Source organism: Chelatococcus reniformis (genome assembly GCF_014640075.1).
Taxonomy (GTDB): Bacteria; Pseudomonadota; Alphaproteobacteria; order Rhizobiales; family Beijerinckiaceae; genus Camelimonas; species Camelimonas reniformis.
This window is the reverse complement of the sequence record NZ_BMGG01000009.1, coordinates 79,555-92,079: the sequence shown is the minus strand read 5'-3', so window position 1 is coordinate 92,079 and position 12,525 is coordinate 79,555. Positions and strand designations below refer to the sequence as shown.

The 12,525-nt window shown below is 70.1% G+C and carries 9 protein-coding genes; 6 read left to right on the top strand and 3 right to left on the bottom strand.

Annotation, left to right across the window (positions count from 1 at the left end; all coding sequences use genetic code 11):
* Positions 1–101: 101 nt before the first annotated feature.
* The gene (locus tag IEW34_RS23145; protein ID WP_373288304.1) at positions 102–737 is read right to left on the bottom strand and encodes an NUDIX hydrolase; all 636 of its coding nucleotides are present in this window, start codon (positions 735–737) and stop codon (positions 102–104) included.
* Positions 738–894: 157 nt separating this feature from the next.
* Complete coding sequence (locus tag IEW34_RS23140) at positions 895–2,451, bottom strand: acyl-CoA synthetase (protein WP_188611602.1); 1,557 nt, start codon at positions 2,449–2,451, stop codon at positions 895–897.
* Between the two features lie 212 nt (positions 2,452–2,663).
* Between IEW34_RS23140 and IEW34_RS23135 the strand changes: the two genes are divergently transcribed.
* The 3 genes from IEW34_RS23135 (at position 2,664) to IEW34_RS23125 (ending at position 5,975) form a co-directional block, all read left to right on the top strand.
* Positions 2,664–3,626 (top strand): DMT family transporter, encoded by a 963-nt coding sequence (locus tag IEW34_RS23135; RefSeq protein ID WP_188611601.1) that lies wholly within the window; start codon positions 2,664–2,666, stop codon positions 3,624–3,626.
* A 201-nt stretch (positions 3,627–3,827) separates the two neighbouring features.
* Entirely contained in the window at positions 3,828–5,150 is a 1,323-nt protein-coding gene (locus IEW34_RS23130; protein ID WP_188611865.1) for an alpha/beta hydrolase, read from the top strand.
* Between the two features lie 36 nt (positions 5,151–5,186).
* On the top strand, positions 5,187–5,975 hold the full coding sequence (locus IEW34_RS23125) for a DUF72 domain-containing protein (protein ID WP_188611600.1): 789 nt from the start codon (positions 5,187–5,189) through the stop codon (positions 5,973–5,975).
* A 307-nt stretch (positions 5,976–6,282) separates the two neighbouring features.
* Here the strand turns inward: IEW34_RS23125 and IEW34_RS23120 are convergent, their stop codons facing one another.
* Positions 6,283–6,546: a GCG_CRPN prefix-to-repeats domain-containing protein gene (locus IEW34_RS23120; RefSeq protein WP_188611599.1), complete on the bottom strand. Its 264-nt coding sequence runs from the start codon at positions 6,544–6,546 to the stop codon at positions 6,283–6,285.
* Between the two features lie 240 nt (positions 6,547–6,786).
* On the opposite strand from IEW34_RS23120, the gene IEW34_RS30700 reads away from it, so the two are divergent.
* From IEW34_RS30700 to IEW34_RS23110, 3 genes are read left to right on the top strand one after another with little or no spacing between them, the layout of a single operon-like run.
* Positions 6,787–7,758 (top strand): ImuA family protein, encoded by a 972-nt coding sequence (locus tag IEW34_RS30700; protein WP_244642160.1) that lies wholly within the window; start codon positions 6,787–6,789, stop codon positions 7,756–7,758.
* A complete protein-coding gene (locus IEW34_RS23115) occupies positions 7,742–9,229 on the top strand; it encodes a Y-family DNA polymerase (RefSeq protein ID WP_244642159.1) in 1,488 nt (495 codons plus the stop codon). The genes IEW34_RS30700 and IEW34_RS23115 overlap by 17 nt, the downstream gene beginning before the upstream one ends.
* Positions 9,226–12,516: an error-prone DNA polymerase gene (locus IEW34_RS23110; RefSeq protein WP_188611597.1), complete on the top strand. Its 3,291-nt coding sequence runs from the start codon at positions 9,226–9,228 to the stop codon at positions 12,514–12,516. Before IEW34_RS23115 ends, IEW34_RS23110 begins: the two co-directional genes overlap by 4 nt.
* Positions 12,517–12,525: the final 9 nt, after the last annotated feature.

Sequence of the window (12,525 nt, the reverse complement as noted above, 5' to 3'; positions counted from 1 at the left end):
CTTGATCCTCCCCAGGAGCCACGGCTCAGGACCCACTCCGGGCGCGCACCATAGACGCCTCATGCTGCGGCGAAGAGTGAAATCGGCCGGATAAGAGCCGCTCAACGCCAGGCGAAGACCGGCTGCTCGAGCTCGGCGACGCGGGTCGTGCGGCCGGCCAGCAACTCCCGGAACTGGTAGATCACCGCTGCCGTCGGGGCATGCAGATGGCTGCCGTTGAGGTGGAAGCGGACCACCGGGCGCGGACTCTCGGGGATGGTGACGAAGGTCACGGCGTCCTCGATGGCGATATGGGCGAGCGGAATATAGTGCACGGAGGCGACCTCGAGCGGGTTGGGCGCCAGCGCCGGGCTGGCCCCGCCCCAGACGACCACCGGCGACATCACGTAGCCGGAGCGGGTGGGATAGTCGTCGAGCTGGCCGAGGACGGCGTCGGACGCCAGCTCGAGCCCCAGCTCTTCGTGCAGCTCGCGCAAGGCCGTCTCGATGGCTGTCTCGCCGGGGTCGCAACGGCCACCGGGCAGAGCCCATTGGCCGCCGTGGGAGCGCAGTGTCTTGGCCCGCCGCGTGAGCAGCAGCGCCAGCTCGCCTGGCTGCCTGGGGTCGCCGACCAGCGCGATCGCGACCGCGGCGCGCTTCAGCTCGGCATGGGCCACATCGGGAGCGAGCCGCGCGAAGCCATCGCACAGCGCCGCAAGACGCTCACGCGGACTCGCTTCACTGCCAGGCTTCGGCACGGCGAATTTCGGTTCGGTGGATGACGATGGCACGTCCGGGGTTATGTCGCGCGGAGCGCCGGGCGGCAAGCCGGCAAGCGCCCCGGGCGCGGCGGAGGCCCCCTGCGTGACGCACATGCCGTCGCTGGAGCGGCCCTCCGCATGGGGCCCGCCACGGTCAGGCCGCCGGCGCCGGGTCGCCCTTGACGGTCACGTCGGCGAACTGGCCGCGCAGCGTCGGCTTGTGCACCTTGCCGGTCGCATTGCGCGGCAGCGCCGCCACGAAGCTCACGACGCGCGGGCATTTGAAGCGTGCCAGATTGGCCCGGCAGTGGGCCATCACCTCGGCTTCGGTGAGCTCCTGGCCGGGCTTGACCACGACGACCGCCATGCCTGCCTCGCCCCAGGTCTCGTCGGGAATGCCGATCACCGCCGCTTCCGCAACGGCGGCGAGCTGATAGAGCACGTCCTCCACCTCGGCCGGGTACACGTTCTCGCCGCCGGAGATGTACATGTCCTTCCAGCGGTCGACGATGTAGTAATAGCCCTCCTCGTCGACGCGTGTGGCATCGCCCGTGTGCAGCCAGCCGTCGGTGATCGCCGCCTTGTTCGCCTCCGGCCGGTTCCAATAGCCCGGCGTGACATTGGGGCCGCGCACCCACAATTCGCCGATCTCGCCGGCGTCCGCATCGCTGCCGTCCTCGCGCACCACACGCACCTCGGTGTGCAGCACGGGCTTGCCGGCTGACCCGGCCTTGCGCGCCGCGTCCATATTGTCGAGCGCCAGGACCGAGGGGCTCGTCTCGGTCATGCCGTAACCCTGCATCAGGGCGATGCCCTTGCTCTCCCAAAGCTTGAGCAGCGGCACCGGCATCGGCGCCCCGCCGACACCGCCGACCACGAGCCCCGAGAAGTCCGTCTCGGCGAAGGCCGGGTGCTGGCCCATGAACTGGTAGATCGACGGCACGCCGAAGAAGAGGTTCAGCCCGTAGGCCCTCTCGCCGATCAGCCGCAGCGCCATGCCGGGATCGAACGCCCGCATCACCAGCACCGTGCCGCCCACGTGGAACACCGGGTTGGCGTAGCAATTGAGCCCGCCGGTGTGGAAGAGGGGCAGCACGACGAGTTGGACGGTAGACGGGGTGACGTAGGCGATGCTGCCCAGGTTGACGCAATTGTAGAACGTCATGCCGTGGGTGATCATGGCCCCCTTGGGCCGGCCCGTGGTGCCGGAGGTGTACATGATGGTCGAGACGTCGTCGTGGCTGACGATCTCGCCCTCCTCCGCGGGCAAGGCCGACGATAACGCAATGCCGCGCTCGTAGTCACCGCCCCCTCCGACCTGGCAGACCGCCGGCACGCCGCAACGGGCAGCCACCTGCCCCGCGGTATCGGCCAGATCGTCATCGTGAATCATGAGCCGGGGCGATGCGTCCGAGACGATGAATTCGAGCTCCGGGACCGTCAGCCGTGTATTCAGCGGGACGAAGATGGCGCCGATGCGGGCGCAGGCGAACTGGACCTCGAAGATGTCGGTGCTGTTGAGCGCCAGCACCGCGACGCGGTCGCCGACGCGGACCTCGTGCACGTCGCGCAGGTGCCGGGCCAGGCGGCCGACCCGGTCGTTCATCGTCTCGTAACTGAACAGACGGTTGCTGGCGAGGTCGACCGCAGCGAGCTTCGCCGGTGTGCGGCGCGCATGATGGGCGATCCAATCGTAGTAGCGTACCGCCATGGCGGCCTCCCCTGCAGGCTGTCGGGCCGATCATCGAGCCTCGTTGAGGCGCAGGTTTCACGCTCCCGCGCGAATAGGCAAGAGGCACGATCGGGCGCCGCCGCTGCATCGCTCGGGGGCTCGTTGCGCGCCGAACGCATTTGCGACGTTGGGCCGAACAGCGCATAAGAGCGCACGCTGTCGTTGCATCTCCTTCGAGCGATCGGCCATTCATGCACGCACATCCCGCGCGGGGTCATGTCGCCCTCGTCGTGCTCATCGGCACCATCTGGGGCCTGAACTGGCCGATCGTGAAGATGGCGCTCGTCGAGTTTGGCCCCTGGACCATGCGCGCCCTGTCGCTCGCCGGGGCGAGCCTGCTGCTGATGCTGATTTCGACGGTGCAGCGCCACTCCTTGCGCGTGGCACCGTCGCAGTGGTGGCGGATCGCGGCGCCCGGCCTCTCCGGCATCGCCGGGGTCAACATCCTCAACGCCTTTGCCCAGATGAACATGTCGACGGGGCGCACGGCGATCATCACCTTCTCCATGCCCATCTGGACGACGCTGCTGGCCGTGGTGTTCCTCGACGAGCCGCTCGACCGGCGCAAGATAATCGGGCTGGCGCTCGGCGCAGGCGGCCTCATCGTGCTCGCCTTGCCGGTCATTCATCACGGCACGGCGACGCTCGGCGTCAGCTTGGCGTTCCTGTCGGCGCTGGCGTGGGCCTCCTCGCTGGTGTGCATGAAGCGCTTCCCGATCGCCGCGCCGCCCATCGTCGCCGCCACCTGGCAGGTCACCTGCGGCGCCGTCTTCCTCATTGCCGGCATGCTGCTGTTCGAGCACGTCCCGCCGACCTTCAACGGCGTCACGCCCGGCGTGCTCGGGCTCGTCTACAACGCCATCCTGGCCCAGGGCGTCGCCACCTTCCTGTGGTTCCAGGTAGTGGTCAGGACTCCGGCCGGCGTCGCGGCCATCGGCACGCTCATGGTGCCGGCCATCGGCATGATCGGCGCCATCTTCCTGCTCGGCGAGGTGCCACTGGTCACCGACTGGATCGGGCTGGCGCTGGTGCTCGCCGCCTCCGCCTCGGTGCTGATCCCTCCGGTGCGGCCGGCGCGCTTCGAGAGGGACGCGGCAGCCGTGCCGACGCACGGGTGCGACCAGGGCATTTCGCGATCGGATGGCGTTGTCTGATCGGGTGGGATGGAGCGCCTTACGCCGATCGGAATAGCCAGCCATCGGACGCGGCTGAGTTGGATGGTTGCTCAAAGGGCACGGGCCGGCGGCTTTCGCCCGTAGGGCCGGGCCGACCCGTTGCCAACCGGGCGCAGGTGCCGCAAACGAAAGACCGTGGCAAAAGCCTGATCTCAACCCGACGAGCATTTTGGGCCGATGATGCGCCGTTCCCTTGTTGCGTTGCTGCTCGCTGCGGCCCTGGGGCTCGGTGGCTGTGCCGGCCGGCCCAAGAACGTGCTCATCCCGGTCGCGGCGACGGCGCCCGGCACCAGCGAAGTGACCCTGCTCGTTGCCACCACGCGCAGCGACCGCAATGCCGCCCCCGGCGAAATGTTCACGGGTGAGCGCGGACGCGCCACGAGTTTCGCCGATATCACGGTCTCGATTCCACCGGCCGGCAATCGCAAGGTGGGAGACGTGCAGTGGCCGAAATCGCTGCCCGGCAACCCGGCCACCGATTTTGTCACCGTGAGCGCCACCGAGCTCGACCGGGCCGAGGCGATCGCCAGCTTCGATGCGCGGGTGCGGCACACGCCCAAGAGGCGCGTCCTGGTGTTCGTGCACGGCTATAACACCCGCTTCGAGGAGGCGGTGTACCGCTTCGCCCAGATCGTCCACGATTCCGGCGCGCCGGCCGTGCCCGTGCTGTTCACCTGGCCGTCACGCGGCCAGCTGCTGTCCTACGGCTACGACCACGAGAGCGGCAGCTACTCCCGTGACGCGCTGGAAGCCTTGCTGCAGGCCGTCACCAAGGACAAGAACGTAGGCGAGGTCGCCATCCTGGCCCATTCCATGGGCAACTGGGTGACGCTGGAAGCCTTGCGGCAGATGGCGATCCGCAACGGCCGCGTCTCGCCGAAGATCAACAGCATCATGCTGGCGGCGCCGGACGTCGATTTCGACGTGTTCCGCCGGCAGATCGCCGAGATCGGGCCGCAACGACCGCCCGTGACCATCTTCATCTCGCAGGACGACCAGGCGCTCGCCGTCTCCCGCCGAGTCTGGGGGCAGCCGCGCCTGGGCGCCATCAATGCAGAGGCCGAACCTTACCGGACCGTGCTCGACCGCGATCAGATCACCGTAGTCGACCTCACCAAGGTCGAGACGGACGACCGTGTGAAGCACGGCAAGTTCGCGCAATCGCCCGACGTGGTGCGGATGATCGGCCAGCGCCTGGTGGAGGGCCAGACGCTGAACGATGGTCGCAGCGGCCTCGGCGAGCGGCTGGGCCAGGTCGCCGTCGGCGCCGCCTCGACGGTGGGCAGCGCCGCCAGCCTTGCCATCTCCGCGCCGATCGCCATCATCGATCCGCACACGCGCGAGGGCCTGGGCGGCCAGTTCGAGCGGCTCGGCAGCAACATGGCGAGCACCATCCCGCTGCCCCAGGGCGCGCATGGGCAGCCGAGCAGCCAGGCCGTCAGCGAGGCGGACACGGCGCCTCTCGAGCCACAGAGCACGGACGCGCAAGGCAGGCGTCGCTAGAGCCGGCCGCTCGCGAGGCGCTCCAGGGAGGATGACATGATCCGGGTCGGTATCGGCGGCTGGACCTTCGAGCCCTGGCGCGGCACGTTCTATCCGCCGAAGCTGCCGGTGGCGCGCGAACTGGCCCATGCCAGCCGCCAGGTGACCGCCATCGAGGTGAACGGCACCTTCTACGGATCGCAGAAGCCGGCGAGCTACCGCAAATGGGCCGACGAGAGCCCTGATGGCTTCGTGTTCTCGCTGAAGGCCCCGCGCTTTGCGGTGAACCGGCGCGTCCTCGCCGAGGGCGGCGAATCCATCGAGCGCTTCTTCGCCAGCGGTCCGACCGAACTCGGCGCCAAGCTCGGGCCGATCCTGTGGCAATTGCCGCCGACCAAGCGCTTCGATCCGGAGGACATCGCCCGCTTCCTCGCGCTTTTGCCGGCGAGCGTCGACGGGCTCAAGGTGCGCCATGCGCTCGAGGTTCGCCACGAGAGCTTCCTCAACCCGGACCTTCTCGATCTGCTGCGCCAGCGCGGCGTGGCGGTGGTCTATGCCGATTCCGCCAAATATCCGGCCGCCGCGGATCGCACCGCCGATTTCGTCTACGCCCGCCTCCAGCAGGCGCGTGCGGACGAGCCGACCGGCTATGCGCCGGACGAGCTCGACCAGTGGGCCGCCCGGGCGCGCACCTGGGCGAGCGGCGCCACCCCCGCGGAGTTGCCGCACGTGGGCGAGGCGAGCCGGGCACCGGCGCCCGAGCCGGTCGATGTATTCATCTTCATGATCAACGGCGCCAAGGAGCGCGCGCCGCATGCCGCGATGGCGTTGATCGAACGGCTGTAGGAACCGGCATGGACGTGTATAAGCGCCCTGGACAGGAGCGTTGCCCGATGCAGCACAGGCCGATTTGCGCGACGGAAGCGGCGAGCGCGTGCGGTTCAATCCGTCGCCGCGCGAGGCGCTTGGTGCTGCGGGCCGGAATATTGATGCTGGTCGGCGCCAGCGTGGCGGCCTGCGACAAATGCGGCAAGGCCACGCCCATCTATGCGCCCTGGCACCAAGGGGCGTGTCATGGTGAGCCGCTCAAATAACGCCCGTGCAAGGGGAGCCCCGAAGGGCTCCCGTTCAGCGCCAGACCTGTTGCCGCGCCTCAGCGGCAGACGCGACGGGGCCCCCAGGGAGTCGGGCGGATCCAGCAGCGGACGGGCCGGTAGGCCCAGCCCGGACGGCCATAGCGACAGCCGCCGTAGGGCCCGCGCCAGCCGCCGGGGCCGCAGCCTTGGGCCACCTGGGTGACGAGGCCGTTGTCGACGGCAACGCCGCCGCCGGACAGCGGAGCTGCGGGGAAGGCAAAAGCGCCCGAAGCGAAGAGCATGGCACCTGCCAGGGCGGACAGACCGAGCGTCTTGTTCATCGCTGAAAACTCCTTTCACCGTTTGCCGGATCGCCCCTCCTACCTGGAGCGCTTCGCGGCAAAGCCCCTTCAGAATGCGCGCGCGTGGTGAATGGCCGGTGAATTTGCGGTTTGGCGTCTGTTCGGGCGGGAGCGAGCGGCCGCAGCCCATGGGCTGGCGCGCGGTCATGGTCGCGATTGACTCGCTCCCGGCTTCCCGTACCCTAGAACATAACATGAACAATCAGGACGACAGCTCCCGTGCAAGCCTCGGCGCTCGCCCAGTTGCGGCACACCATCAGTCGTCTGGAAGGCCGGCCTGCGACCGGCTGGGACTGGACGAACGGATCGGCATCCGGGCCGGGCGCCGGGGGGACCGATCCGCTCGCCACCATCCGTATCGGCCTGGGCCTGGAGGAGGCGGATCAGGTCCTGCAAGGCGGCCTCAGGACAGCGGCCGTGCACGAGATCTTTGCCGCCGCAGCGGACGGGCCGGCCGCCACCGGCTTTGCCGTCGGGCTGGCGCAACGGGTGCTGTCGGCCTTGGCGCCGGCCGGCCGCCCGCGGCTGCTCTGGATCCGCGACGACTTCTGCGAGCTGGAATGGGGCGGCCTGTTCGCATCCGGCCTGGTCGAATGGGGTCTCGACCCCGGCGTTCTGGTGATGGTGCGGGTTCCACGCCCGCTGGATGGCCTGCGGGCGGCGGCGGACGCGCTGGGGTGCGGCGGCCTCGCCGCCGTCGTCCTGGAGAGTTCCGGCCCAGCCGCCCTGCTCGACCTGACCGCGACGCGCAAGCTGGCGCTCGCTGCCGCCGCCTCGGGCGTCACCGCCTTGACGCTGCGCCTGGATGGCGCCCCGGTGCCGAGCGCCGCCGAGACGCGCTGGCTGATCGAGGCGGCCCCGTCCTCGACGGGGGCGACCCGGCGGCGGTGGCCATGGCTCGGCAACCCCGCCTTTACCGCCACCCTGGCCCGCCACCGCGGTGGCCGTGACGGACGCTGGACGATGGAGTGGGACGGGGACGGGCGCCGTTTCCGCGCTCCCCCTTCCGAGGCAATCGACGATGGCACCCGCATGTCCCTCCCTCTCCCCCTCCGCCCGGCGGATCCTGGCCCTCTGGCTGCCGAAACTGACGGTCGAACGGCTGGCCCTGCTCCGGGCCGGTCGGCGACGGCAGGCCCCCTCCTCAGCCGACGACGGTTTCCCGGTCGTGGTGGTGGCCAAGATCGATAACGCCCTGCGGCTGACGGCCGTGGACGACGCCGCCGCTCGGCTGGGCATCCGCCGCGGCCTGCCGCTGACGAGCGCCCGCGCCATCCACCCGGACCTCAAGGTCGTCGAAGCCGACCCGGCGGCGGACCAGGCTCTGCTGGAGGCGATTGCCGACTGGTGCGACCGCTATACCCCCTTCGTCGCCATCGAGCCGCCGGACGGGTTGCTGCTCGACATGAGCGGCGGTGCCCATCTCTTCGACGGCGAGGAGGCCCTGATCGCCGACATCACCCAGGCGATGGCACGGCGTGGCTTCACGGCCGCCGTGGCGCTCGCCGGCAGCATCGGGGCCGCGCGGGCCCTCGCCCGCTATCGGCCGGGAACCATCGTGCCGGCCGGCACGGAGGCCCAAGCGGTCGCCCCCCTTCCCGCCGCGGCACTCGGGTTGCCGGCCGACGTGGCCCAGGCGATCCGGCGGGCCGGGCTCGCCACGGTGGCCGACCTCGCCGACCGTCCCCGCGCCATCTTCTCATCGCGTTTCGGCGCCCTCGTCGGCACGGCGCTCGACCGCCTTCGCGGCGTGGGCGACGTGCCGCTGTCGCCGCGCCGGCCGCCGCCGTGCTTCCGCATCGGCCAGCGCTTCGCCGAGCCGGTCGCCGACGCGGCCATCATCGCGGCCACCATCGCGGGCCTCGCCCGGGATCTCGGGGTCCACCTGGAACGGGCCGGCCAGGGCGCACGCCGGGTCGAAGCCGCCTTCTTCCGCAGCGACGGCGCCCTCACCCGCCTCAGCGCCGACACCAGCCGCCCCACCCGCGACGCCGCCGTCATCGCCCGCCTGCTGCACGAGCGGCTGGAGGCGCTCGCCGATCCGCTCGATCCGGGGTTCGGTTTCGATCTCATCCGCCTCGCCGCTCTCGTGGTCGAGCCGCTCGACACGGCGGCCGGCGCGTTCGGCGGCGGCGCGGAGGCGGAACGGTCGTTCACCGCCCTCATCGACCGGCTGGGCGCCCGCTTCGGCACCCGCCGCATCGTCCGCTTCCTGCCGGGTGACACCCATGTGCCGGAAGCCACGGCCCTTCCTGTGCCGGCCATCGATGTCGGCCGAGCTGCGGTGCGGCTAACACCGGGCGCGACCGCCGCATGGCAGGCCATGCGCGGAGCGACCGAGCCCCCGGCCCGCCCCTTGCGCCTGTTCGATCCCCCCCACCCCATCCAGGCCCAGCCGCGGCCCGGCCTGGGCAGCCACCCCGACGGGCCGCCCGCCCGCTTCCGCTGGCGCCGCTGCCTGCACGAGGTGGTCAAGGCGGAAGGGCCCGAGCGCATCGCCCTCGACTGGTGGCGCACGGCGGGCCGGCTCCCCTTCCGCGACTATTTCCGGGTGGAAGACGAGGCCGGCCACCGCTTCTGGCTGTTCCGCGAAGGCTGTGACGACCCTGCCGGGCCGGAAAGCGGCGGCCGGCGCTGGTTCCTGCATGGACTGTTCGGATGAGCGGCGAACCGCATGGCAAGCCGACCTTGCCCTTTCCCCAGCCCCGGCAGCCGGCCAGGACCTCGGCCGTGCCCTATGCCGAGCTCGGCGTCACCACCAACTTCTCCTTCCTGCGCGGCGCCTCGCGGCCGGAGGAGTTGGTCGTGGCGGCCGCCTACGCCGGCCTGAGAGGGATCGGCATCGCCGACCGCAACTCCCTGGCCGGTATCGTGCGGGCCCATTCCGCCATGCGCCACAAGGAGATGCCTCAGACCGGCCTGAAGCTCGTCGTCGGCGCCCGCCTCCTCTTCACCGACGGGACGCCCGACATCCTGGCCTATCCGTCCGACCGGGCTGCCTATGGCCGGCTGTGCCAGTTGCTCACCAGGGGCAAGCGGGCCGCGCCCAAGGGCGAATGTCATCTCACCGTCGACGACCTGGCGGCGCATGCAGCCGGTCAGCTGATGATCGTCATGCCGCCACCTCGGCCTGGCGCCGAGACGCGGCAACCGCTGGAGCGGCTGGCCCGCCTGGCGCCGGACGCCGTCTGGCTCGGTGCCTCCCTGCTCCATCGCAGCGACGACCGGCGCCGGCTCGCCGCATTGGCCCGGCTCGCGGCGGACACCGCCGTGCCGCTAATCGCCACCAACGACGTGATCTATCATAGCCCCGAGCGACGCCCGTTGCAGGACGTGCTGACCGCCATCCGCGAGCACGTCACCGTCATGGCCGCCGGCCGCCTGCTGGAGGCCAACGCCGAGCGGCATCTGAAGACGCCGGAGGAGATGGCGCTCCTGTTCGCCGACCGACCCGAGGCCCTGGCCGAGACGGTGCGCCTGCTCGGCCGCGTGCGCTTCTCCCTCGACGAGCTCAGCTACGAATATCCCGACGAGCCCGTGCCGCCGGGCAAGACGCCGCAGCAGCACCTGGAGGACCTGACCTGGGCCGGGGCGGAGGAGACCTATTCGCAAGGTTTACCCGACAAGGTGCGCAAAATCCTGGCCAAGGAGCTGGAGCTCATCGCCGAGCTCGACTATGCCGCCTACTTCCTCACCGTCCACGACGTGGTGCGCTTCGCCCGCAGCGCCCAAATTCTCTGTCAGGGGCGCGGCTCGGCGGCCAATTCCGCCGTCTGCTACGTGCTCGGCATCACCGCCGTCGATCCGCACCAGCACCAGTTGCTGTTCAGCCGCTTCATCTCCTCCGAGCGCAAGGAACCGCCCGACATCGACGTTGATTTCGAGCATCAGCGGCGCGAGGAGGTGATCCAATACGTCTATGCCCGCTACGGGCGCGCGCGCGCCGGGCTGACCGCGACGGTGATCAGCTATCGGGCCCGCAGCGCCATCCGCGAGGTGGGCAAGGCGCTGGGGCTGACCGAGGACATCACCTCCGCCCTCGCCGGCACGGTCTGGGGCTACGGCGGCGGCACGCTACCCGATCAGCACATCCGCCAGGCCGGGCTCGATCCCGCCAATCCCGCCATCGCCCAGGCGGTGGCCCTGGCCAGCGAGCTCATCGGCTTTCCGCGCCACCTCTCGCAACACGTCGGCGGCTTCGTGCTGACGCGCGGGCGCCTCGACACCTACGTGCCGATCGGCAATGCCGCCATGGACGACCGCACCTTCATCGAATGGGACAAGGACGACATCGATGCGCTGGGCATGATGAAGGTCGACGTGCTGGCGCTCGGCATGCTGACCTGCATCCGCATGGCCTTCGACCTCATCGCCCAGACCGGCGGTCCGCGAAAGACCCTCGCCACCGTCGAGGAAGACGATAGGGAAGTCTACGCCATGCTGTCGGCGGGCAAGTCGCTGGGCGTCTTCCAGGTCGAGAGCCGGGCGCAGATGAACATGCTGCCGCGCATGAAGCCGCAAAAATTCTACGACCTGGTGATCCAGGTGGCGATCGTCCGGCCCGGGCCGATCCAGGGCGACATGGTGCATCCCTACCTCAAGCGGCGGCAAGGGATCGAGCCAGTCGTCTTTCCCTCGCCTTCAGCGGATTACGGCCCTGCCGACGAGCTCAAGGCCGTGCTGGGACGAACCCTGGGCGTGCCGCTGTTCCAGGAGCAGGCGATGCAACTCGCCATGGTCGCCGCCGAGTTCAAGCCCGAGGAGGCCAACCAATTGCGCCGTGCCATGGCGACGTTCCGCAACGTCGGCACCATCGGCACCTTCCGCGACAAGATGATCGGCCGCATGGTCGAGCGCGGCTACGCACAGGATTTTGCCGAGCGCTGCTTCAAGCAGATCGAGGGCTTCGGCAGCTACGGCTTCCCCGAGAGCCACGCGGCGAGCTTTGCCAAGCTGGTCTACGTCTCCTCCTGGATCAAATGCCATCACCCCGCGGCGTTTGCCTGCGCGCTGCTCAATGCGCAGCCGATGGGCTTCTACGCGCCGGCGCAGATCGTCCGCGACGCCCGGGAGAACGGCGTCGAGGTGCGTCACGTGGACGTCAACGCGAGCGTCTGGGACAACGCCCTGGAGCCCAGCGAAGAGGGCAAGCTGGCGCTGCGGATCGGCTTCCGCCAGATCGACGGGCTGAGCCAGATCCCCATGGAGCGCTTCGCGGCGTTCCGGGGCAACGGCTATCCCGACCTGGACAGCGTGGCGCGCCGTTCCGGCCTCGGCAAGCGCGCCCTGCTGCTCCTCGCCGATGCCGACGCCTTCGGCTCGCTGGGCCTCAATCGCCGTGACGGACTATGGGCCGTGCGCCGCCTGCCCGACGAGACCGCGCTGCCGCTGTTCGCGGCCGCCGAAGTCGACGAGCGGGGCGCCGATGCCGATGCCGGCTTGCCCGCCATGGGGCTCTACGAGGAGGTCAGCACCGATTACCAGACCTTGCGCCTGTCGCTGAAGGGCCACCCCATGCAGTTCCTGCGACCGCGGCTCGCCCGCGAGCGGGTGCTCGCCTGCGCCGAGGTGGCGGCCGCCGCCGACGGCCGCGTCTGCCGCACGGCCGGCGTGGTGCTGGTGCGCCAGCAACCGGGCAGCGCCAAGGGCGTCATCTTCATGACGATCGAGGACGAGACCGGCATCGTCAACGTGGTGATCTGGTCCAGGACCATGGCCCGCTTCCGCCGCGAGGTGATGACCAGCCGCGTGCTGATGGTCGAGGGACGGATCCAGCGCAGCAAGGAGGACATCGTTCACCTGGTCGCCGACCGCCTCGTCGACCGTACAAAGGATTTCGGGGACCTGGCGCGTCAGCCCGATCCGAGCGACCTGCTCGCCGACACCCGTGCACCGGGCGGCCACCCCCGCAACGTCCGTCTGCTGCCCCGCTCGCGGGACTTCCATTAACGCTCTCAA